This window comes from Roseomonas sp. USHLN139 (assembly GCF_037145735.1).
Classification (GTDB): Bacteria; Pseudomonadota; Alphaproteobacteria; order Acetobacterales; family Acetobacteraceae; genus Pseudoroseomonas.
Map to the genome: position 1 here is coordinate 1525872 of NZ_JBBCWY010000001.1, position 22596 is coordinate 1548467.

A 22596-nucleotide genomic window follows, 5' to 3' on the forward strand; every position below is an offset into this window, starting at 1 on the left:
TTCCCTTCCGTGGAGCCCGCCATGACCGGCCTGACCACCCCGATCGAGATCGCCCGCCCCGCCATCATCGAATTCGGCAGCGGGCTGGTGGCGAAAGCCGGCCACTGGGCGCGCGCGCGGGGCTATAGCCGTATCCTGGTGGTGGCCGATGCCTTCAATGCCGGGCGCGTCGGCCTGCTCGACCTGCCGGGCGAGGTCACCGTCTTCGGCGAGGTGAAGCCCGAGCCCGACCTGCCCAACCTGGAGAAGGTCCTGGCCCTTGCCGGGCAGGCGAAGCCGGACCTCGTCATCGGCTTCGGCGGCGGCAGCGCCATGGACCTGGCCAAGCTGGTCGCGGTCCTGCCGGGCAGCGGCCAGTCCTTCGCCGAGGTCGTCGGGCCAGAGAAGGTGAAGGGCCGCAGCGTCGGGCTGTTCCAGGTGCCGACCACCGCCGGCACCGGCAGCGAGGGCGGCACCCGCTCGCTGGTCACCGATCCGGCGACGCAGAACAAGGCGGCGGTGCAGAGCCGCCACATGCTGGCCGACATCGCCATCGTCGATCCCGACCTGACGCTGACCGTGCCGGCCGCCGTGACCGCGGCCACCGGCGTGGACGCCATGGCGCATTGCGTCGAGGCCTTCACCAGCCGGAAGGCGCATCCGCTGATCGACCTCTATGCGCTGGAGGGCATCCGCCTGGTCGGCCGCTTCCTGAAGCGGGCCGTGGCGGATGGCAGTGACAAGGAAGCCCGCGCCGGCCTGGCGCTGGCCTCGATGTATGGCGGCTTCTGCCTGGGCCCGGTGAACACCACCGCCGGCCATGCGGTGGCCTATCCGCTGGGCACCCGGCACCACATCCCGCATGGCCTGGCCTGCGCCCTGGTCTTCCCGCACACCCTGGCCTTCAACGCGCCGGTGGTGCCGGAGAAGACGGCGCTGGTGCTCGAGGCGCTGGGCCTGCCGGCGTCGTCCGACGAGGCGACGGTGCGCGCCGCGACGCACCGCTTCTGCGCCGATCTCGGCATCGAGATGAAGCTCTCGGTGCTGGGCGTGCCGCGGGAGGACCTCGAGGCCATGGCGACCGAGGCGCATGCCATCCGCCGGCTGCTCGACAACAATCCGCGCGAGATGAGCCGGGAGCAGATCCTGGCCCTCTACGACGCCGCCTTCTGAAAGGTTCCAGGCGGATGATCCAGACCGATCCCACCGGCAAGCTGGCGCTCGGCGAGGCCGGCCATGTGCGGCCCGCTGCCGACGATGCCGGGCGCCGCGAATGCTACCTGCCGCCGGCGACGGTGCAGAGCCATGCCGCCAACCTGACGCCGCTGCCGGACGGCTCGCTCGGCCTGGTCTGGTTCGGCGGCACCCAGGAAGGCGTGCCCGATATCTCCGCCTATTTCTCCCGGCTGGAGGGCGACCGTTGGTCGGCGCCGGTGCGGCTGTCGGACGACCCGACCCGCTCGGAGCAGAACCCGCTGCTCTTCCCGGCGCCGAATGGCGAGCTCTGGCTGATCTGGACGGCGCAGATCTCCGGCAACCAGGACACCGCCATCGTCCGCCGCCGCATCTCCACCGACCAGGGCCGCAGCTGGGGCCCGATCGGCACCCTGTTCGGCGAGCGGCCGGGCGGCGGCACCTTCATGCGCCAGCCGGTCACCGTGCTGTCCAACGGCGACTGGCTGCTGCCGATCTGGATCTGCGCCAGCACCCCGGGCCGCAAATGGGTGGGCGACGAGGATACCAGCGCGGTCATGATCTCCTCCGACCAGGGGCGGTCCTGGCAGGAGGTGGCGGTGCCCGGCAGCCTGGGCTGCGTGCACATGAACATCCTGGACCTGCAGGATGGCACGCTGGCGGCCTTCTACCGCAGCCGCTGGGCGGACAATGTCTATGTCTCCCGCTCGAACGATCTTGGCCGCAGCTGGAGCGCGCCGCAGCCCACCGAGCTGCCGAACAACAACTCCTCCATCCAGGTGGCGCGGCTGGCCAATGGCCATCTGGCGATGGTGTTCAACGAGAGCAGCGCGGCGGATGCCACCGAGCGGCGCCTGTCGCTCTATGACGACATCGAGGATGACAGCGACGACGGCAAGGTGGTGGCCGCCATCGACACCAGCCGCCGCAGCACCTTCTGGGGCGTGCCGCGCGCGCCGATGACGCTGGCGATCTCCGAGGATGGCGGCCGCAGCTGGCCGCATCGGCGCAATCTGGAGACCGGCGACGGCTACTGCATGACCAACAATTCGCGCGAGGGGCTGAACCGCGAATTCTCCTACCCCTCGATCACGCAGACGCCGGATGGCCGGCTGCACATCGCCTACACCGTCTATCGCCAGGCCATCAAATACGTCTCGGTGGACGAGGCCTGGGTCAAGGAGACCGCCGCATGACCACCCCTGCCCTGCGTGGCCCGAGCGGCGTCTTCAGCGCCGCCCTCACCCCGCTCGACGCCGATCTGAACCCCGACCACGCCGCCTTCGCCGATCATGCCAAGTGGCTGCTGGCCGAAGGCTGCGACGGCATCGCCATGCTCGGCACCACCGGCGAGGCCAATTCCTTTTCGGTCGCCGAGCGCCAGGCGCTTCTCGAAGCCACTGTCGCCGCGGGCGTGGCCCCGGAAAGGCTGCTGCCGGGGACGGGCGTCGCCGCCTTCACCGAGACGGTGGCGCTGACGAAGCATGCGCTGTCCTGCGGCGTCACCACCGTCGTCATGCTGCCGCCCTTCTACTACAAGGGTGTCTCCGATGATGGCGTCTTCGCCGCCTATTCGGAGATCCTGCAGCGCATCGGCGACAGCCGGCTGCGCGTGGTGCTCTACCACATCCCGCAGATGTCGGCGGTGCCGATCAGCCACGCGGTGATTGAGCGCCTGCTGGCCGCCTTCCCGGAGACCGTGGTCGGCATCAAGGATTCCGCCGGCGAGCTCGCCAACATGGAAGCCATGGTGGAGAAGTTCCCGGGCTTCTCGGTGCTGGCGGGGGCCGATCCGCTGCTGCTGCCGCTGCGCCGCAAGGGTGGTGCCGGCTGCATCACCGCGACCTCCAACCTGGTCGCCCGCGACCTGGCCTTCGTCTACGCCCATGCGAATGACGCGGACAGAACGGCCGAGGTCGATGCCGCCCAGGCCCGCATCGTCGCCGCCCGCAACAAGGCGTCCAAGTATCCGCAGATGGCCTCGCTGAAGGCGATGACCGCGCATCGCACCGGCCAGGCCGGCTGGATGCGGCTGCGCCCGCCGCTGCTGCCGCTGACCGAGGCCCAGGCGAGCGAGCTCGCCCAGGCCTGACCTTTCGCGACGCCGGCCAGCCCGGCGCCGCCGACCGCAACGTCCAAGCCAAGAACCATCGGAAAAGAAGCCATGAACAGGCGTTCTCTGCTGCTCGGCACGGGTGCCGCCGCTGCAACCCTGATCGCCGCCCCGGCCCTCCAGGCCCAGGAATCCTGGCCGCGCGGCAAGCAGATCCGGGTCATCATTCCCTGGCCGCCGGGTGCGGCCAACGACACGCTCGGCCGGCTGCTGGCGCAGCGCCTGACCGAGAAGCTGGGCGCCACCGCGATCGCCGAGAACCGCACCGGCGGCGCCGGGCTGATCGGCACCAATGCGGTGCTGACGGCGCCGAATGACGGCTACACGATCCTGGCCTCGGCCTTCAACACGGCGGTCATGCCACTGGTGCTGAAGGGCGCCACCTTCGATCCGCAGAAGGATCTGGAGGTGATGGCGCGCACCGCCAAGGCACCCCTCGTGATGGTCTCCTCCGGCACCCGCCCGCAGAAGACCCTCCCGGAGATCATCGCGGCAGCGAAGGCCAAGCCGCGCGAGTGGAACATCGCCATCTCCTCGCTAGGCTCGGCCGGGCACCTGGCGACCATCGAGTTCCTGCGCCGCACCGGGCTCGACCTCGACATGGTCACCTATCGCGGCACCCAGCCGGCGCTGACCGACCTGATGGGCGGCAGCGTGCAGCTGCTGATCGACCCCTGCTTCGCCCTGCTGCCGGCGCGCGGCGACGGCAAGATCAATGCGGTGGGCATCGCGACGGCAGAGCGCTCGGCCCTGGCCTCCGACGTGCCGACCATGGCCGAGGGCGGCCTGCCCGGCTACGAGTTCCAGTCCTGGTACGGCGTCTGGGCGCCCAAGGGCACCCCGCGCGAGATCTGCGAGCGGGTCAATGCGCTGATGCAGGAGACCATGCGCGAGCCCGCTATGGTCGAGCGCCTGACCCGCCAGGTGCTGGAGCCGGTGACCGAGAGCATCGAGCAGACCAGGCAGTTCATCGCCACCGAGATCAACCGCGCCGGCGAGCTGCTGCGCAGCGTCAACTACCAGCCGGAGTGATCCGCCAAGGCTGGAGGCGGGGCGTGGAAGCCTGTATGCCGCAGGCATGTCCACGCCCCGCCCGCAGCAACGCTTCCTCCAAGGCCCGGCCGGCCAGATCCAGCTGACCGTCACGGAGCCGGCCGGCGCGCCGCGCGGCCTGGTGCTGATCAGCCACCCGCAGCCGCTGCTGGGCGGCTCGCCCCGCCATATCGTGCCGCACAGCATCGCGCGGCGGCTGAGCGATGCCGGCTGGATCGCGGTGCGGCCGAGCTTCCGCGGCGTCGATGGGTCGGAAGGCGCCTATGCCGAAGGGGTCGGCGAGGCGGAAGATGCTTTTCTCATTGCCCAGACCCTGCGGGCCGAGCATCCGGGCCTGCCCTTGGCCCTGGTCGGCTTCTCCTTCGGTGCGCATGTCTATGCCCGCCTCGCCTGCGCGCTTGAGGACGAGGCACCGGCGGCGGCGATCGTGCTGATGGGCCTGCCGGTCGGGCTGGTGCCGGGCGGGCGCGACTACGCGGCGCTGCCGATCCCGCGGCGGACGCTGCTGCTGCATGGCCAGGACGATGCCATGGCGCCGCTGGCCTCGCTGCTCGACTGGGGCCGGGCCAGCCAGCACCCGGTCACCGTCTTCCCCGGCGCCGACCATTTCTTCAAGGGCTGCCTGGCCCAGGCGCTGGACCAGGTGGTGGCGCATCTCGCCGCCCTGCCGGACGGCGCGAGCGATCGCATCCCGGCATAGGAAGCAGAGCGAGATTATAATTCTGCTCAGGCCCGATCCGTGGCTAGCTCCCCGGCAAAGAGGGGGGAGACAGAAGCGGATGGTGTCTGACAGCGAGCCGGACTGGCAGCGCGAGGTCTTCGACGTCCTGAAGGCGGCCGGCGTGCGCCATGTCTGCTACGTGCCCGATGCCGGCCATGCCGCCGCCATCCGCCTGGCCGAGGCCGATCCCGGGATCGAGGCCGTGGTGCTGACCACCGAGGAGGAAGGCATCGGCTATCTCGCCGGCGCCTGGCTGGGCGGCGAGCGCGGCGCGCTGCTGATGCAGTCGAGCGGCGTCGGCAATTGCATCAACACCCTCGCCCTGCAGCCCTGTATCCGCTTCCCGCTGCTGATGGTGGTGACCATGCGCGGCGACTGGGCCGAGTTCAACCATTGGCAGAACCCGATGGGCCAGGCCACCGAGCCAGTGCTGAAGCAGATGGGCGTCATGACCTGGCGCGCCGATGCGCCGGCCGAGGTTTCCCCCCTGCTGCGCGGCGCGGCGACCATGGCCTTCGAGGGCGATTCCGCCTGCGCGCTGCTGCTCGGCCAGCGGCTGATCGGCGAGAAGGAGTGGGTGAAGTGACAGCGGGCGGAACCCTCGACCGGCGCGCCGTCGTCGCCGGGCTGGTGCAGGAACGCGGCGATCTGCTGGTGGTCTCGGCGCTCGGCTCGCCCTCCTACGACCTGATGGCGGCCGGCGACCACGACCGCAATTTCTACCTCTGGGCGGCAATGGGCAGCGCCGCCATGGTCGGCTTCGGCCTGGCCCGGGCGCAGCCGGAGAAGCCGGTGCTGGTGCTGACCGGCGATGGCGAGCAGCTGATGGGCCTGGGCGCGCTCGCCACCATCGCGCTGCGCCGCCCGCCCAACCTGACCATCGTCGTGCTGGACAACGGCCATTACGGCGAGACCGGCATGCAGCCGAGCCATGCCGGCCGCGGCGTCGAGCTGGCGCGGCTGGCCGAGGCGCTGGATTTCCCCTCCGCCGAGACCATCACCGAGCTGCAGGGCGTCGAGCCGCTGCGCCGCCGCCTGCATGCCCGCGCCGGGCTGCATCTCGCCGTCGTCAAGATCGAGCCGCGCAACTGGCCGCGCGCCCTGCCGCCGCGCGACGGCGTCTTCGTCAAGAACCGTTTCCGCCAAGCCCTGGGACACCACCCCTCATGAGCAGCACCGACACCCCGAAGCGCCAGGCCGACGAGTTCCACAACCTCGATGACGGCCAGGGCGGCATCTTCCGCGAGCTGGCCCCGGGCCTGACCACGCGCATCTTCGCCGGCGAGCAGGCCATGCTCTCCATCGTCAGCATCGCCCCCAATGCCGAGGGCAAGCTGCATGCCCATCCCGAGGAGCAATGGGGCGTGCTGCTCGACGGCAGCGCGGTGCGCATCCAGGGCGGCGAGGAGATCGCGGTGAAGAAGGGCGATTTCTGGCGCACCCCCGGCGGCGTGCCGCACACCATGCGCGCCGGGCCCGAGGGCGCGCGGGTGCTCGACATCTTCAGCCCGCCGCGGCCGGAGTATCGCGTCGCCGGTTCCGGCTTCGGCACGGCATGACCATCATTGGCGCCGGTGATTGGGATGCCGGCGCCGCTCGCCGCATATAGGCGGTCGACCAGACCTATTCCGGCGGGGCGCCTGTCCCCGCCGCGCAGGGATATCGACCGCCATGAAGAAGATCGGCTTTCTCTCTTTCGGCCATTGGACGCCCTCGCCGCATTCGGCGACGCGCTCGGCCGCCGAGGTGCTGACCCAGTCCATCGAGCTCGCCGTCGCGGCGGAGGAGCTCGGCGCCGACGGCGCCTATGTCCGCGTGCATCACTTCGCCCGCCAGCTGGCCTCGCCCTTCCCGCTGCTGGCGGCGATGGGCGCGCGCACCAGGTCGATCGAGCTGGGCACCGCGGTCATCGACATGCGCTATGAGAACCCCTTCTACATGGCCGAGGATGCGGGCGCCGCCGACCTGATCAGCGGCGGCCGGCTGCAGCTCGGCCTCAGCCGCGGCTCGCCGGAGCAGGTGATCGACGGCTGGCGCCATTTCGGCCATGAGCCCATCGCGGGCGAGACCGATGCCGAGATGGGCCGCCGCCACGCCCAGGTCTTTCATCAGTTGCTGAAAGGTGAAGGCTTCGCGCAGCCCAATCCGCGACCGATGTTCCCCAATCCGCCGGGGTTGCTGCGGCTCGAGCCGCATTCGGAAGGCCTGCGCGACCGCATCTGGTGGGGCGCCGGCTCGAACGCGACCGCGGTCTGGGCAGCGCAGCAGGGGATGAACCTGCAGAGCTCGACCCTGAAGGATGACGAGACCGGCGAGGCCTTCCACATCCAGCAGGCCAAGCAGATCCGCGCCTATCGCGCGGCCTGGAAGGAGGCGGGCCACACGCGGGAGCCCCGCGTCTCGGTCAGCCGCAGCATCTTCCCGCTGCTCGACGATCGCGACCGCGACTATTTCGGCCGCGGCGGCCGGGAGCAGGACCAGGTCGGCTTCATCGACGAGCGCACGCGCGCCATCTTCGGCCGCGGCTATACCGGCGAGCCGGAGACGCTGATCGAGCAGCTGCGCGGCGACGAGGGTATCGCCGAGGCCGACACGCTGCTGCTGACCATCCCCAACCAGCTGGGCGTCGACTACTGCGCCCATGTGATCGAGGGGGTGCTGAAGCACGTCGCGCCGGCGCTGGGCTGGCGCTGAACCTGCGGCGGGCGGGACGATCGCATCCCGCCCGTCCCTGCGGCCCCGACCAGGGCGGAAGCCGTTCCTGCCCGCCATGGACGCGCGCCTCGGATGACGGTCCCTGGCCATCGCCTGACCGAAAGCTGACCTGACTTTCGTTGCGCCCCTGACCTAGTCTGCTCCCAGCCCGGACGGCGCCAGCCGGATCGGGACAAGAACAACGGGGAGCAAGACAGATCCATGAACAAGCGGACGAGGATCGGCGCGGCCATGCTCGGCCTGGCCCTGGCGCTGCCGATGGGCGCGCGGGCGCAGAACGTCACCACCATGATCGTCAACTACTCGGCCGGCGGCTCGACCGACCTGATGGCCCGCATCATGCAGCCGGAGCTGGCGGCGGCGCTGGGGCAGCAGGTGGTGATCAAGAACACCTCCGGCGCCAATGGCACCGTCGGCGCGCTGGAGCTGACGCGGGCACCGCGGGACGGCAGCACCCTGCTGATGACGCCCGGCGGCTCGCTGGTGCTGACGCCGCACACCCGCGGCGCGCCATTCCGCAACGCCGACTTCGCGCCGGTCTGCCAGGTGGTCTCGGCGCCGATCATCATGATGACGTCGCAGGGCTCGGGCTTCCGCAGCCTGGCCGATGTGCTGCGCGCCGCGCGCGAGGCGCCGGGGGCGCTGGCCATCGCCAATACCGGCCCGGGCAGCACGCCGCATATCAGCTCGATCTCGCTGGAGCGGCTGACCGGGGTGGAGTTCAACCACATCCCCTTCCGCGGCTCGGGCGACGTGGTGCAGGCGATGGCGGCCAAGCAGATCACCGTCTTCACCGACCAGACGCCGCTGGTGCGGCAATACGGCTACCATCCGCTCGCCGTCTATGCCGCCGAGCGGATGCCGGAATTCCCCGAGACGCCGACCTTCCGCGAGCTCGGCTTCGACCTGACCTTCGCCATCTGGTCGGGTTTCTACGCCCCTGCCGGCACGCCCGAGCCGGTGCTGGACCGGCTGGACGCCGCCTGCAAGCGGATGGTGGAAAGCCGCGCCGTGGTGGAGGGCATGAAGACCATGAACATGCCGATCCAGTATCGCAGCCGTGCCGATTTCGCCGCCTTCCACCAGGCCGAATACGACCGCTACCAGCAGCTGGTGAAGCGGTTCAACCTGACGGTGAACTGACCTCCTTCGCGGAACCGGGCGTCTGACCGGGCGCGGGGAGAGGCGCGGCCTCCGCCCTCCCCGCGAACCACGTGTAGAAGAGCGGGATCAGGAAGACCGCCAGGAAGGTCGCGGCCAGCATGCCGCCGACCACCGCCGTGCCGATCGCCAGCCGGCTGCCGGAGCCGGCGCCACTGCTCAGCGCCAGCGGCAGGCAGCCCAGGATGAAGGCCAGCGAGGTCATGACGATCGGCCGGAAGCGCAGCCGCGCCGCCGCCAGCGCCGCCTCCTTCGCCGACTTCCCGGCACGCCGCTCGAGCACGGCGAACTCGACAATCAGGATGGCGTTCTTCGCTGCCAGCCCGACCAGGGTGATCAGCCCGACCTGGAAGTAGATGTCGTTGTTCATACCGCGCAGCCAGACCGCCAGCAGCGCGCCGAACAGGCCGAAGGGCACCGCCAGCAGGACCGCGACCGGCAGCGACCAGCGGCCATACTGTGCCGCCAGGATCAGGAAGACCATGACGATGCCGAAGCCGAGCGCCAGCGCCGCGGCATTGCCGCCGGCCAGCTCCTGGTAGGCGGCGCCGGTCCAGGCGATGCCGAAGCCGGGCGGCAGCACCTCGGCCGCCACCTGCTGCATCGCCCGCAGCGCCTGGCCCGACGAATAGCCGGGCGCCGCCGCACCGTTGATGGTCGCCGCCGGATAGACGTTGAACCGCTCCGCCATGTCGCTGCCGACGACTCGGGTCAGGCGCAGCATGGCGCTGGCCGGCACCAGCTCGCCGCCGGCGGCGCGGACGAAGACCCGGCTGAGATCCTCGGGCGCGCGGCGGTACTCGGCCTCGGATTGCAGGTTGACCCGGTAATTGCGGCCCATCAGCGAGAAGTCGTTGACGTAGAGGCTGCTGAAGGTGCTCTGCACCGTCTCGAACAGCGCGGCCAGCGTCACGCCCCGCGCCCGCGCCGCGTCGCGGTCGATGTCGAGCCGGTAGCGCGGCACATTGCCCTGCAGCGTGGTGCTGAGCCCGGCGAGCTCGGGCCGCGCGCCGGCCGCCTGCAGCAGCGTCTGCACGGCCTGCGCCATGGCCTCGCGCCCGGCGCCGCCGCGGTCCAGCAGCTTCATCTCGAAGCCGCCGACCGAGCCCATGCCGTCGATCGCCGGCGGGTTGAAGGCCAGGGCGAAGGCATCGCGCACCTGCGACAGCGCGCCGAAATACTGGCCGGCGAGCTGGCGGGCGTCCTGCTCCGGCGCGCGGCGCGCGGACCAGTCCTGCAGCTCGACGAAGGCAGCGCCGGCGCTGGTCGAGGCCGCATTGGACAGCAGGTTGAAGCCGGCGAAGGCGGTCACCGAGCGGACATTCGGATCGGCGCGCAGGATCGCCTCGATCTCGGCGCCGGAGCTGGCGGTGCGGTCCACGGCGGTCGCCGGCGGCATCGACCAGGCGACCAGCAGGATGCCCTGGTCCTCCTCCGGCACCAGCCCGCCGGGGATGCTGCGGAACAGGCCGAAGGTCAGGCCGCAGACGATGGCGAAGCAGGCCAGGCCGAGCAGGCCGCGGCGCAGGAAGAAGCGCACCCCTGCGGTATAGCCGCCGGTGACGCGCTCGAAGCCGCGGTTGAACAGGCGGAAGGGCAGCAGCGGCCGGCCATGCCCGGGCTTCAGCATCACCGCGCAGAGCGCCGGGGTCAGCGTCAGCGCCACCACGCCCGAGAGGATCACCGAGACCGAGATGGTGATGGCGAACTGCTTGTAGAGCTCCCCTGAAAGGCCGCCCAGGAAGCCCACCGGGATGAAGACCGCGCAGAGCACCAGCACGATGGCGATGACCGGGCCGGTCACCTCCTCCATCGCCTTGATGGCGGCGGCGCGCGGGGGCAGGCCTTCCTCGGCCATCAGCCGCTCGACATTCTCGACCACGACGATGGCGTCGTCGACGACGATGCCGATCGCCAGGATCATGCCGAACAGCGTCAGCATGTTGATGCTGAAGCCCAGCGCATACATGCCGGCGAAGGTGCCGATGATCGAGACCGGGATGGCGATCAGCGGGATCACCGTCGCGCGCCAGCTCTGCAGGAACAGGAAGACCACGACGACGACCAGCGCCACCGCCTCCAGGAAGGTGGCGATCACCTGCTGGATCGAGACCTTGACGAAGGTCGTGGTATTGTAGGGGATGGAATATTCCATCCCCTGCGGCATGGCCTGCGCCAGCTCGTCGAGACGCGCGGTGACGGCGGCGATGGTCTGCAGCGCATTCGCGCCCGGCTGCAGGTAGATGCCGAAGGGCGCGCTCGGCCGGCCGTTCATGGTGCCGACGAAGTCGTATTGCTGGGCGCCCAGCTCCACCCGCGCGACGTCGCGCAGCCGCAGGGTCGAGCCATCGGGGCGCGCCTGCAGGATGATGTTGCCGAAGGCCTCGGCATCCGGCAGCCGGCCCTCGGCGGTCATGGCATAGGTATAGGCGCCGCCGGCGCTGGGCGCGGCATTGATCTGGCCGGCGGCGAATTGCTGGTTCTGCTCGCGGATGGCCGCCGAGACGTCGGAGGCGGTCAGCGAGAACTGCGCCAGCTTCTCCGGCTGCAGCCAGACCCGCATGGCGTATTCCTTCTGCCCGAACAGCGCCGCATTGCCGACGCCGCGGATCCGCTTGATCTCGTCGATCACGTTGCGCAGCGCGTAGTTGCTCAGGAAGATCTCGTCGAAGCGGTCATCCGTCGCGGTCAGCGAGACCACCGCCAGGAAGGCGCTGGACTGCTTGCTGACGGTGACGCCGACGCGCTGCACCTCGGCGGGCAGGGTCGCCAGCACGCTCTGCACCCGGTTGCTGACATTGATCGTCGCCTGGTCGGGATCGGTGCCGATCTCGAAGCTGACGCTGAGCGACATGCTGCCATCGGTGTTGACCGACTGCATGTAGATCAGCCCGTCGACGCCGTTGATGGCGCGTTCCAGCGGCGCCGCCACGGTCTGCGCCACGGTATCGGCATCGGCGCCGGAATAGCTGGTGGAGACCTGTACCTGCGGCGGCACGATCTGCGGGTATTGCGCGATCGGCAGCGCGGGCAGCGCCACCAGCCCGGCCAGCACGATCAGGATGGACAGCACGCCGGCCAGGACCGGCCGCTCGATGAAGAAGCGGGCGCTCACGGCCGGGCCTCCACCGCCTCGACCACGGCGCCTTCGGTGACCTTGATCAGGCCCTCGGCGATGACGCGGTCACCGGGCTGCAGCCCTGCCTCGATGATCCAGTCGCGCGCCAGCATGCGGCCCAGGCGGATGGCGCGGCGCTCGGCCTTGCTGTCGGGCCCGACGACATAGGCGAAGGCGCCCTGGACGTCCTGCTGCACGGCGGCCTGCGGGATGCGGATCGCCGGCCGCGCCGGGCCGGAGACGCGCAGCCGCACGAACTGCCCGGGGATCAGCCGGCGGTCGGGATTGGCGAAGGTGGCGCGGCCGCGCACCGTGCCGGTGGTCGGATCGACCGTCGCCTCGGTGAAGCTGACGCGGCCCTGCGGCGCCGTGGCGCCCTCCAGCAGCACCTCGGCCGGCAGCTCCGCCGCCCCTCCCCCCAGCGCCGCCAGGTCGGGGGCGTTGAAGGCAAAGCTGACATGCACCGGATCGAGCTGGGTGATGCGGGTCAGCAGGGAATTGTCGCCGGTGCCGATCAGGCTGCCTTCCGGCACCGCCTCCAGGCTGGTGATGCCGGAGATCGGCGCGGTGACCGTGGTGTAGCTCAGCTCCAGCCGGGCGCTGGCCAGGCGGGCGCGGGCGGCGGCCAGCTGCGCCTCGGCCTGGGCCAGTGCCGAGACCGCGTCGTCGCGGTCGCGCCGGGTGCCGACGGCGGCCTGCGCCAGGGCGGCGGTGCGGGCCTGGTCGCGGCGGGCGCGCTGCAGCCCGGCTTCGGCCTCCTGCAGCTGCGCCGCCGCCAGATCGACCGCCGCCTGGTAGGTCGCCGGATCGAGGCGGAACAGCACATCGCCTTCCCGCACCGCCGCGCCCTCCGCATAGGCGCGCTGCAGCAGGATGCCGCCGACGCGGGCGCGCACCTCGGTCTGGCGGACAGCGGTGACGCGGCCACCGTAATCGAGCACGAGTGGCGTCGGCTGCGGCTGCACGGCCACCACCCCGACCTGGGGCGGCGGCATGACCGCCTCGGGGGGCGCCGCCGTCTCGCCGCAGGCGGCGAGCAGCAGGAGCAGGGACAAGGAGCGGCGGCGTGGCATGATGGTCACCGGAGTTCGGGGCGCGACGGCCCGGCAGCGCTTGCCAGGCCGGAACGACCTGGTATATAAATCCATACGGACGTATTTGAACTAGGTCAAGGAGGCTGCATGGGCCGACCGCCATCGATCGACCGCGACAGGGTGCTGGACATCGTCGAGGCCATCCTGCTGAAGGAGGGCACCGCCGGGCTGACGATCGATGCGGTGGCCAAGGCCGCCGGCATCTCCAAGGGCGGGGTGCAGTCGCGCTTCGGCACCAAGGGCGACCTGATCCGCATGCTGGAGGCGCGCTGGTCGCGCGAATACGACGCGGAGATCGCGGCGATCGCCGGCCCCTCGCCCAGCCCGATCGAGGCGGTGCGGGCGCATATCGACGTCTCGCTCGACCTGGACGAGGCCGATCAGGCGCGGGCCGCCGGCATGGTGGCGGCGCTGATCGAGGCGCGCGACCACATCACCAATGCCAAGGCCTGGTATCAGCAGCGCTTCGGCGGGCTGGACCGGCAGACGCCGGAAGGCCGGCGCGCCTGGCTGGTGCTGATGGCCACCGAAGGCGCCTTCATGCTGCGCGCCTTCGGCTGCATCGAGCCGTCGGAGCCGGAGATGCGCGACCTGATCGCCGACCTGCATGCGCTGCTCGAGGGCCGGCTGTAGCGCGGCCGCCGCGCCGCGCTGCGTGACTGGACGCCAGCCCGGGGTGGTGGCTACAGCCGGCGACACCCCACGCGAAAGGATCCGACGATGCAGGCGCTTTCTTCCGGCAATCTGGCGGTGGTGACCGGCGCCGCGGGCGGCATCGGCCTGGCGGTCGCGCAGCGGCTGGCGGCGCGCGGCCTGCGGCTCGCCCTGATCGATCGCTCACCGCAGATCGACGGGATCGCCCGCAGCCTGGGTGTCGAGGCCGCCGGCTGGAGCCTGGACGTCGCCGACCGCGCGGCCATGGAACGCGCCGCCGCCGAGATCCATGCCCGCTTCGGCCCGGTCAGCCTGCTGATGAACAATGCGGCGATCCATGGCGGGGCGGACGCCCTCGCCTCGCCGGCGATCTGGGACGATGTCATCGGCATCAACCTGATGGGCGTGCTGCACGGGGTGCAGGCCTTCGTGCCCGCCATGCTGGACAGCGGGCGGCCCGGGCTGGTGATCAACACCGGCTCGAAGCAGGGCATCACCCAGCCGCCGGGCAACACCGCCTACAACGTCGCCAAGGCCGGGGTGAAGGCACTGACCGAGGGGCTGGCGCACAGCCTGCGCGAGGCGGCGGGCAGCCGCATCACCGCGCATCTGCTGATCCCGGGCTTCACCCATACCGGCATGACCGGCGTCGCCGAGAAGCCGGCGGGCGCCTGGACCGCGGGCCAGGTCGCCGACTTCATGCTCGAGCGGATCGCGGCCGGCGACTTCTACATCCTCTGCCCCGACAACGACGTGACGCGGGCGATGGACGAGAAGCGCATGGCCTGGGCGATGGGCGACATCATCGAGAACCGCCCTGCCCTGTCGCGCTGGCATCCCGACTACAAGGACGCTTTTGCTGCCTTCATGAAGGGCTGATGTCGGCGCAGCCCGCCATCGCCGCTGCAATCTCGGCCGGGGACAAGCGGCCGAGCTCGGCAATGAAGACGATGCGGGCGCGCGGCAGATCAGGCTTCCGCTGGTGGTCGACCGGCGCCAGCGTCGCCCGGCCGCCGGCCAGCTGGAACAGGAAGACCTTTCCCGGCTGCCCGGCAGGTTCGAAAAAACCCTTGGCGCGGGCGAGGCGCGGGGCGAGCCGGCCGATCGCCGCCTGCAGCTTCGGCAGCGACAGCGGTGCTTCGGCGGTCCAGCTCAGCGTCTCGAAGCGGTCGGCATGCGGGCGGCGGCGGCCGGGGTCGCGCGGCGCCGGGGGCCGCGTCGGGTCCTCGGGCAGCACCAGCGACAGCGGCACGGCGCCGCCGGGCGCCTCGACCTGCAGCGCGGCCGGACGCAGCGCCTTCACCGCTTCCTTGAAGGCGTCCAGCGTGCCGGGCGCGGCCAGGTCGGTCTTGCTCAGCGCCACCACATCGGCCATGCGCAGCTGGGCGCGCAGCAAGGGGTCTTCCAGCGAGGAAAGCGGCGCCGCGGCATCGACGACGCAGAGCACCGTCTCCAAGGGCGCCGCTCGCCAGATCACCGGGTCCATGAGGTTGCGGACGATGTCGCCGGGCTCGGCGACGCCGCTGGTCTCGATGACGATGGCCTCCGGCCGGGGCTCGCGGCGCAGCAGCGTCGCGATGGTGCGCAGCAGGTCGCCTTCCAGCGTGCAGCAGATGCAGCCATTGGCCAGGCTGACCACGCCGTCCTCGGCGCCGGCGATCAGCTCGGCATCGATGTTGATCGCACCGAAATCGTTGACCACGGCGGCGATCCGGCGGCCCTCGGCATGCGCCAGGACATGGTTCACCACCGTGGTCTTGCCCGCCCCCAGGAACCCGGTGACGAGCAGGACCGGAACCGGGGTCATGCTCAGGCGATCGAGGGCCGGCGCACGGCCTTGCCCGGGCGGGCGTCGACATCCATGACGCCCTCGGCGATCACCGGCGTGCCGCTGACGATCAGATGGCGCACGCCTTCCGAGGGGCGGTTCATCGCGGTGAACTCGGCGCGGTCGGTCAGGGTCTCGTAGTCGAAGGCGACGATGTCGGCATCGGCGCCCACCGCCAGCCGGCCCTTGCCCAGCATCGCCGGCGTGCTGGCCTCGAGGATCTGCGCCGGGATCAGCGAGCATTTGCGGATGCCCTCGGCCAGCGAGATCGCCTGCCGCTCGCGCACCCAGTGCCGGATGAAGCGGGTGAAGCAGCCGGCCGAGCGCGGATGCGAGGTGGCCTCGGCCGGCAGCGGCCAGGCATCGCCGGTATAGGTGCTGCCATCCGGCATGCTCCAGGGCATGGCGTCGGAGGCAATGGCGCCGTCCGGATAGAGCACGGCCATGTCCAGCAGCTCGCGGTGCCGGGCGTTGTTGTCGGTGTCCAGCACATGTCAGAGCACCAGCTGCGACGGGTCCTCCGCCTGGGCCGAGAGCAGCTCGGCGCGGTCGCGGAAGCGGTGGCCGTCGGTGACGCGCTGCACCGAATCATAGCCCAGCCCGTTGCGATCCTCGAAGTTGGGATCGCTGAAGAAGGCCGCCGCCAGCACGGTCGAGCCGGTGCCGTAGGGATAGGCCTCGACGGTGATGTTCAGCCCCTTCAGCTGCGCATTGCGCACCAACTCGTAGCAGCGCGCGATGTCGGTCTTGCTGGAGCTGTTGAAGTGGCAGATGTGCATATGCGCGCCGGTCGCGGCGGCATAGCCGATCAGGCGGATATAGGCCTCGGCCGCGCTCTGCGGGTCGATCTTCGCCATGTAGGCAACATGGGTGAAGGTGGGGACGTTGCGCGCGGCGGCCAGCTTGCAGACCTCGATCAGCTCCTGCACGCCGGCGCCGGGGGCATAGGCATTGAGGATGCCGATACCGATGCCGCCCTCGTTCAGCCCCTGGGCCAGGCGGTCGATGATGCCGGCCTGCTCGGCATCCGTGGCGATATTGTCCATCCAGCGCTTGTCGCGCATGGCGCGGCCGAAGGCCTCCAGCGAGGATTCCTCGTTGGTGCCGACCATGGCGCCGATGCGGGCGAAGGCCCAGTTGGTGGCGGCGCCGTAGTTCAGGATGCGGCCCTGCTCCGCCTGGCGGCGATACCAGGAGCCGACCGGCAGCACACCGGCCTCGAGGTCGAGGGTGGTGGTGATGCCGTCGAAGGCCTGCATGCGGTCGGCCGGGATCGACTGGCCATGCGCGTGCAGATCGATGAAGCCGGGGGCGACGACCAGGCCGGAGGCGTCGATCACGCGCTCCGCCTCGCCGAGGTTGGTGCCGATGGCGGCGATGCGCCCGTCCTGGACGACGATGTCGGCGACGGCATCCGTCCCGCTCGCCGGATCCACCACGCGGCCGCCGCTGATCAACAAGGCACCCATACTGTCCGCACTCCCCCTGCCAGGACATCTCGGCCTTCCGGGCGGGACGCCCCGGCCGCCGAGCGGCGCAGTAGAGGCGCATTCGCCGGCGGCCGCAATGCCGCCGCCTATCGGCCGCCCGGCATATGGCGGGCCAGCAGCACTTCACCCGACTGCCGCAACTGCTGCCAGGCGGCCGCCGCATCGGGCGCGCGCGGCGGGATCTCGGCCGCGGCGCCCGGCGGGCAGATCGCCGGCAGGCTCGGCCCCAGCACCCGGCAGATGCCGGTCGCGCGCAGCCCGGCACTCAGATCCGGCCGCGCCGGGGTGCTGCCCCAGGCCCAGGACAGCATGACCGCCACCACCAAGGGCTCGAAGGCAGAGCCGGTGCGGCAGATCGGCAGGGCATAGGTACCGCGCAGCGGCCAGGCCAGGCGCAGCCCGCCCGGGGTGACCAGATCGGCCGCCAGATGCGACAGATAGCCCACCACCAGCGGCGCGCTGATCGCCAGCGGCACCTCCTGGCGCAGCATCAGCACGATGCAGGCGGCGACCGCCAGCAGCGAATGGGTCATGCCGCGATGGCCGAAGACCGCGCCCAGCAGGGTGGAGACCGGCCGCAGCCGCTTGCCCATCCAGGATTTCGGATGGTCGATGTCGGGCAGCAGGGCGCCGCAGACCGCCAGGCCCAGCATGGCGGGGTCGAGGGCCGGCAGGCCCAGCCGCGGCGCGGCGGCAAACCAGGCCGCCGCGCCCAGCGCGATATGCGAGCCGGCCATCATCGCGGGGCGGCAGACCTTTCCGTTAGGCAGATTCCTTTCAATTAGGAGTCAAGAACACTTCCTACAAGCCTGATTCGACACGATTCACCGGGGACACCCTCAGAAAGATCGCCAAGGGCTGCGGCCGGACGGCTTCTGCCCTATGCTGAGCAGCGTGAATCTGATCTCGCCGCCCCGCCCGCATCTGGAGATCGAAGTGGTCTTCGATCTGGTCTGCCCCTGGTGCTTCCTCGGCACGAGGCGGCTGCGGCGTGCCCTGGCACGGCGGCCGGAGCTGCTGGCGGACCTGCGCTGGCGGCCCTTCCTGCTCAATCCCGACCTCGGCGCCGGCGGCGTGCATCGCCAGGACTACATGGCCCGCAAGTTCGGCGGCGAGGAACGGGCGCGGCGGCTGCATGCCACCATGACCGAGCTGGGCCTGGCCGAGGATATTTCTTTCAGATTTGATCGGATCCAGCGCATCCCCGCCTCGATCGATGCGCACCGGCTGGTGCGGCATGCGGCACAGCATGGCGTGGCCGATGGCCTGGTCGACGCGCTGTTCGTCGCGCATTTCTGCGAGGGTGCCGATATCGGCAGCCACGACACCCTGGCGATGCTGGCTGGCGACTTCGGGCTGGAGCGCCGTGCCACCTTGCGCTTCCTGGCCAGCGGGCTGGAGAACGACGCGGTGCATGCCGAGAACCTGCGGGCGCACCGCCTGGGCATCAACGGCGTGCCCTGCTTCGTGATGGCCGGGCCGCATGGCCAGACCTCGGGCCATGCCATCGCCGGCGCGCAGGAGCCCGAGGTGCTGGAACGGCTGATCGACGTGGCGATCGCCGATGCGACCGAGTTCTAGAGCGGGTTGCCTGCGGAAGGACGCCGGCAACCCGCTCCAGCTGCTTGTCTGATCGCGTGATTGAGGCTTTTCGGCGATTCCGCCTCAAGCCATCCCGCTCCAGGACCCGGTCACCCCTTCTTCGCCTTCGTCGCCAGCTTGGCCAGCGAGGCCAGCATGTCCTTGGCGGCGCGCACGCGGACCGGCAGGTCCATCTCCCGCACCATGGCCAGCTTGTGGTCGGGGCGCAGCTTCACCAGCCCCTTCTGCGCGCTGACCCAGGTGACCAGCCCTTCGGCATTGTCGAAGCGGTTCTGCCGGAAGCCGACGACGATGCCCTTCGGCCCGGCATCCAGCTTCTCGACGCCGGCCTGGCGGCAGAGATGCTTGATCGAGACCACCTGCAGCAGGTTCTCGACCTCCGCCGGCAGCGGGCCGAAGCGGTCGGCGAGCTCGGCCGCCATGGCCTCCACCTCCGCCTCGCCGACCAGCCCGCCGATGCGGCGGTAGAGGCCGAGGCGCACCGGCAGGTCGGTGACATAGTTCTCCGGGATCAGCACCGGCAGGCCGAGATTGATCTGCGGTGTCCAGTCGCGATCGGAGCCAGCGTCGCGCTTGCCCTGCCCGGCCTTGATGTTGGCCACCGCCTCTTCCAGCATCTGCTGGTAGAGCTCGATGCCGACCTCGCGGATATGGCCGGACTGCTCATCGCCCAGCAGGTTGCCGGCGCCGCGGATGTCGAGGTCGTGGCTGGCCAGGGTGAAGCCGGCGCCGAGGTTGTCCAGCGTCTGCATCACCGCCAGCCGCTTCTCGGCCGAGGCCGAGAGGCGCTGCGTCGCCGGCCAGGTCAGATAGGCATAGCCGCGCTGCTTGCCGCGGCCGACGCGGCCGCGCAGCTGGTAGAGCTGGGCCAGGCCGAACATGTCGGCGCGGTAGATGATCAGCGTGTTGACCGCCGGCATGTCGAGGCCGCTCTCGACGATGTTGGTGGCCAGCAGGATGTCGTGCTTGCCGTCGCCGAACTCGGTCATGACGCGCTCGAGCTCGACCGGCGTCAGCCGGCCATGCGCCTGGACGATGCGCGCCTCGGGCACGATCTCGGCCAGCCGCGTGGTCATCTTCGGCAGGTCTTCCAGCCGTGGGCAGACGCAGAAGATCTGGCCGCCGCGGAAGCGCTCGCGCTGGATCGCCTCGCGGATCACCACCGCGTCGAAGGGCATGATGAAGGTGCGCACCGCCAGCCGGTCGACCGGCGGCGTCGCGATCACGCTCATCTCGCGCACGCCGGTCAGCGCCAGCTGCAGGGTGCGCGGGATCGGCGTCGCGGTCAGCGTCAGCACATGGACATCGGCCTTCAGCGACTTCAGGCGTTCCTTGTGGGCGACGCCGAAATGCTGCTCCTCATCGACGATGACCAGGCCGAGATCGGCGAATTCGATGCCCTTGGCCAGCACCGCATGCGTGCCGACGACGATGTTGATGGTGCCGTCGGCCAGCCCCGCCTTGACCTGCGCGGCCTCCTTCGGGGTGACCATGCGGGAGAGCTGCGCGACCTTGACCGGCAGCCCCTCGAAGCGCGCCGAGAAGGTCCGGAAATGCTGGCGGGAGAGCAGCGTGGTCGGCACCACCACGGCGACCTGGGCGCCCGACATGGCGACGACGAAGGCGGCGCGCAGCGCGATCTCGGTCTTGCCGAAACCGACATCGCCGCAGATCAGCCGGTCCATCGGCCGGCCGGCGGCCAGGTCCTCCAGCGTGTCGGCGATGGCGCGCTGCTGGTCGTCGGTCTCGGCGAAGGGGAAGCGGGCGCAGAACTCGTCCCAGGCGCCTTCCGGCGGGGTGACCAGCGGCGCCTCCTTGACCCGGCGCTCGGCGGCGATGCGGATCAGCTGGCCCGCCATGTCGGCGATGCGCTGCTTGGCCTTGGCCTTGCGGCTCTGCCAGGCGGTGCCGCCCAGCTTGTCGAGGGTGGCACCGGCGCTCTCGCTGCCGAAGCGCGACAGCAGCTCGATATTCTCGACCGGCAGGAACAGCTTGTCGCCGCCGTCATAGATCAGCCGCAGGCAGTCATGCGGCGCGCCATTGACCTCGATGGTCTCCAGCCGGTCGTAGCGGCCGATGCCATGGTCCTGGTGCACCACCAGGTCGCCCTCGGCGATCTCGGTGGCATCGGCGATGAACTGGTCGGCGCGCTTGCGGCGGCGCGGCGGGCGGGCGATGCGCTCGCCCAGCAGGTCCTGCTCGCTGGTCAGCGCGATGGCGGCGCTGCCCTTCAGCCCGCTTTCCGCCGCCGGGCCGGTGAAGCCGCGCTCGACACCATAGATCGCCAGCGCCACCGTGCCGGCCGGCAGCTTGCGGGCGCCGGCCCAGTCGTCCACCGCCTGGGCGGGGACGCCGTTCTCGCGCAGCAGGTTGCCCAGCCGCTCGCGCGAGCCGCGGGTCCAGGCGGCGACCACCGGCCGCAGCCCGGCCTTGGCCTGCACCTCGGCCTGCTCGCGATAGGCGGCGAAGACGTTCTGCCCGGCAGTGCGCACCTCGTTGTAGAGGCGCCCCGGCCGGCCGCCGGCCTCGATCCCCTCGGCGCCCTCCGGCTTCGGGAAGGGGCTGAAGGCCAGCAGCGGCCCGCCTTGCAGCATGGCGGCCCAGTCGCGGCCGTTCAGGTAGAGCCGGCCGGGCGGCACCGGGCGATAGGGCACCTCGCCCTCCCGCGCCACGCCGCGGCGGGCCTGGTAGTGGTCCTCGATCATCTCGAGGCGGGCCTGCAGCGCGTCATCCACCTGGTGGTCCAGGCTGACCGAGGCGCTGTTCAGATAGTCCAGCAGCGTCGCCATGCCGTCATGGAACAGCGCGGCATAGTGCTCCATGCCCGGATGCCGGCGGCCGGCGGAGACCGAGACATAGAGCGGGTCCTCGGCCGCGGCATTGCCGAACAGGTCGCGATAGCCGCTGCGGAAGCGGGCGATCGAGGGCTCGTCCAGGAAGATCTCGCCGACCGGCCGCAGCCAGAGTTCCTTCAGCGCCTCGCCGCTGCGCTGGCTCTCGGTGGAGAAGCGGCGCAGGCTCTCGATCTCGTCGCCGAAGAAATCGAGCCGCACCGGCTCGGCCTCGCCCGAGGGGTAGAGGTCGACGATGCCGCCGCGCAGCGAATACTCGCCGGGCTCCATCACGGTGGCCACCCGGTTGTAGCCATTGGCGTCGAGGAAGGCCGCCAGCTTCTCGGTGCCGATGCGGCCGCCGCGCTTCAGCGTCAGGCTGGCGCCCTGGAACACCTCGGGCTTCGGCACCCGCTGCACCAGGGCATTGACCGTGGTCAGCAGGATGCGCGGCCGGTCGCCCTTCTCCAGCAGCCGGGTCAGGGTGGCGACGCGCTCGGCCACCAGCTCGGCATGCGGCGAGACCCGGTCATAGGGCAGGCAGTCCCAGGCCGGGAAGCGCAGCACCTCCATCTCCGGCGCGAAGAAGGCCAGCCCCTCCTGCATGCGGGCCATGCGCGCATCGTCGCGGCAGACATGCAGGACGGTGTCCTTCGATTCGGCCCGGCGCCGCGTCAGCAGCAGCGCGTCGAAGCCCTCGGGCGCGCCGTGGACGGTGAGCTGCGTCATGCGCGCCGCGCCGCCTCCGGCACGCCGGCGCCCAATTGCGAGCATTTCTCGGCCATGCGGGCCAGCATCGGCGTCGCCACCTCGGCCGGGATCGGCCGGCGGCCGGACAGCCAGTCGGCCAGGTCGACGTCCAGCAGCTCCAGCACCGCCTCCAGCTCGTCCAGCTCGGCCTCGCTGAAGACGGCGATATGCCGGGCCACGAAGCCGCCGACCATCAGGTCGGTCTCCTTGGTGCCGCGGTGGTGCGCGCGGTACAGCAGCCGGCGGCGGCGGGGGGACAGCTCGGTGGCGTTATGGTCGGGTTCGGACATGTG

Annotated in this window: 21 protein-coding genes; 13 read left to right on the forward strand and 8 right to left on the reverse strand. The window is 70.8% G+C overall.

The genetic code is table 11. The features are described 5' to 3' along the window. Positions 1-21: 21 nt before the first annotated feature. The 10 genes from WFI16_RS07035 to WFI16_RS07080 all read left to right on the forward strand — a co-directional run bounded on the left by WFI16_RS07035 (position 22) and on the right by WFI16_RS07080 (position 8918). Complete coding sequence (locus WFI16_RS07035; RefSeq protein WP_419897066.1) at positions 22-1152, forward strand: iron-containing alcohol dehydrogenase; 1131 nt, start codon at positions 22-24, stop codon at positions 1150-1152. Positions 1153-1166: 14 nt separating this feature from the next. Then, positions 1167-2369: a sialidase family protein gene (locus WFI16_RS07040; protein ID WP_419897067.1), complete on the forward strand. Its 1203-nt coding sequence runs from the start codon at positions 1167-1169 to the stop codon at positions 2367-2369. Next, positions 2366-3265 carry a dihydrodipicolinate synthase family protein gene (locus WFI16_RS07045; protein WP_419897068.1) on the forward strand — a complete coding sequence of 300 codons (900 nt, stop codon included), beginning with the start codon at positions 2366-2368 and terminating at the stop codon, positions 3263-3265. The genes WFI16_RS07040 and WFI16_RS07045 overlap by 4 nt, the downstream gene beginning before the upstream one ends. Positions 3266-3337: 72 nt before the next feature. Then, on the forward strand, positions 3338-4318 hold the full coding sequence (locus WFI16_RS07050) for a Bug family tripartite tricarboxylate transporter substrate binding protein (RefSeq protein ID WP_419897069.1): 981 nt from the start codon (positions 3338-3340) through the stop codon (positions 4316-4318). A 46-nt stretch (positions 4319-4364) separates the two neighbouring features. Further along, entirely contained in the window at positions 4365-5039 is a 675-nt protein-coding gene (locus tag WFI16_RS07055; protein WP_419897070.1) for an alpha/beta hydrolase, read from the forward strand. A gap of 79 nt (positions 5040-5118) precedes the next feature. Beyond that, positions 5119-5646, forward strand: coding sequence for a thiamine pyrophosphate-binding protein (locus WFI16_RS07060; RefSeq protein ID WP_419897071.1), 528 nt, complete (start codon positions 5119-5121; stop codon positions 5644-5646). Continuing rightward, positions 5643-6230, forward strand: coding sequence for a thiamine pyrophosphate-dependent enzyme (locus tag WFI16_RS07065; RefSeq protein WP_419897072.1), 588 nt, complete (start codon positions 5643-5645; stop codon positions 6228-6230). Before WFI16_RS07060 ends, WFI16_RS07065 begins: the two co-directional genes overlap by 4 nt. Further along, a complete protein-coding gene (locus WFI16_RS07070; RefSeq protein ID WP_419897073.1) occupies positions 6227-6619 on the forward strand; it encodes a cupin domain-containing protein in 393 nt (130 codons plus the stop codon). The genes WFI16_RS07065 and WFI16_RS07070 overlap by 4 nt, the downstream gene beginning before the upstream one ends. Before the next feature lie 112 nt (positions 6620-6731). Then, positions 6732-7754 carry an LLM class flavin-dependent oxidoreductase gene (locus tag WFI16_RS07075; protein ID WP_419897074.1) on the forward strand — a complete coding sequence of 341 codons (1023 nt, stop codon included), beginning with the start codon at positions 6732-6734 and terminating at the stop codon, positions 7752-7754. 222 nt (positions 7755-7976) lie between these two features. Continuing rightward, positions 7977-8918, forward strand: a complete 942-nt coding sequence (locus tag WFI16_RS07080) for a tripartite tricarboxylate transporter substrate binding protein (protein ID WP_419897075.1) — start codon at positions 7977-7979, stop codon at positions 8916-8918. Here WFI16_RS07080 and WFI16_RS07085 read toward each other — a convergent pair. Together WFI16_RS07085 and WFI16_RS07090 are read right to left on the reverse strand one after the other, a co-directional pair. Next, on the reverse strand, positions 8899-12051 hold the full coding sequence (locus WFI16_RS07085) for an efflux RND transporter permease subunit (RefSeq protein ID WP_419897076.1): 3153 nt from the start codon (positions 12049-12051) through the stop codon (positions 8899-8901). The two genes, WFI16_RS07080 and WFI16_RS07085, sit on opposite strands and share 20 nt — an antisense overlap. Next, on the reverse strand, positions 12048-13127 hold the full coding sequence (locus WFI16_RS07090; RefSeq protein ID WP_419897077.1) for an efflux RND transporter periplasmic adaptor subunit: 1080 nt from the start codon (positions 13125-13127) through the stop codon (positions 12048-12050). The genes WFI16_RS07085 and WFI16_RS07090 overlap by 4 nt, the downstream gene beginning before the upstream one ends. 108 nt (positions 13128-13235) lie before the next feature. Between WFI16_RS07090 and WFI16_RS07095 the strand changes: the two genes are divergently transcribed. Continuing rightward, a complete protein-coding gene (locus WFI16_RS07095; RefSeq protein ID WP_419897078.1) occupies positions 13236-13781 on the forward strand; it encodes a TetR/AcrR family transcriptional regulator in 546 nt (181 codons plus the stop codon). Positions 13782-13868: 87 nt separating this feature from the next. Beyond that, positions 13869-14681, forward strand: coding sequence for an SDR family NAD(P)-dependent oxidoreductase (locus WFI16_RS07100; RefSeq protein ID WP_419897079.1), 813 nt, complete (start codon positions 13869-13871; stop codon positions 14679-14681). On the opposite strand, the gene WFI16_RS07105 is transcribed toward WFI16_RS07100, so the two are convergent. The 4 genes from WFI16_RS07105 to WFI16_RS07120 all read right to left on the reverse strand — a co-directional run bounded on the left by WFI16_RS07105 (position 14668) and on the right by WFI16_RS07120 (position 17857). Continuing rightward, a complete protein-coding gene (locus WFI16_RS07105) occupies positions 14668-15609 on the reverse strand; it encodes a CobW family GTP-binding protein (protein ID WP_419897080.1) in 942 nt (313 codons plus the stop codon). The genes WFI16_RS07100 and WFI16_RS07105 overlap by 14 nt on opposite strands. A 2-nt stretch (positions 15610-15611) precedes the next feature. Beyond that, the gene (locus WFI16_RS07110; protein WP_419897081.1) at positions 15612-16121 is read right to left on the reverse strand and encodes an amidohydrolase family protein; all 510 of its coding nucleotides are present in this window, start codon (positions 16119-16121) and stop codon (positions 15612-15614) included. Between the two features lie 3 nt (positions 16122-16124). Further along, positions 16125-17099, reverse strand: coding sequence for an amidohydrolase family protein (locus tag WFI16_RS07115; protein WP_419897082.1), 975 nt, complete (start codon positions 17097-17099; stop codon positions 16125-16127). 107 nt (positions 17100-17206) lie between these two features. After that, a complete protein-coding gene (locus tag WFI16_RS07120) occupies positions 17207-17857 on the reverse strand; it encodes a metal-dependent hydrolase (protein WP_419897083.1) in 651 nt (216 codons plus the stop codon). Positions 17858-18002: 145 nt separating this feature from the next. Here WFI16_RS07120 and WFI16_RS07125 point away from each other — a divergent pair, with 145 nt between their 5' ends. Further along, positions 18003-18701, forward strand: coding sequence for a DsbA family oxidoreductase (locus WFI16_RS07125; RefSeq protein WP_419897084.1), 699 nt, complete (start codon positions 18003-18005; stop codon positions 18699-18701). Positions 18702-18811: 110 nt separating this feature from the next. Here the strand turns inward: WFI16_RS07125 and mfd are convergent, their stop codons facing one another. After that, positions 18812-22282: a transcription-repair coupling factor gene (gene mfd, locus WFI16_RS07130; RefSeq protein WP_419897085.1), complete on the reverse strand. Its 3471-nt coding sequence runs from the start codon at positions 22280-22282 to the stop codon at positions 18812-18814. After that, on the reverse strand, positions 22279-22593 hold the full coding sequence (locus WFI16_RS07135) for a succinate dehydrogenase assembly factor 2 (RefSeq protein ID WP_419897086.1): 315 nt from the start codon (positions 22591-22593) through the stop codon (positions 22279-22281). The genes mfd and WFI16_RS07135 overlap by 4 nt, the downstream gene beginning before the upstream one ends. Between the last annotated feature and the right edge of the window lie 3 nt (positions 22594-22596).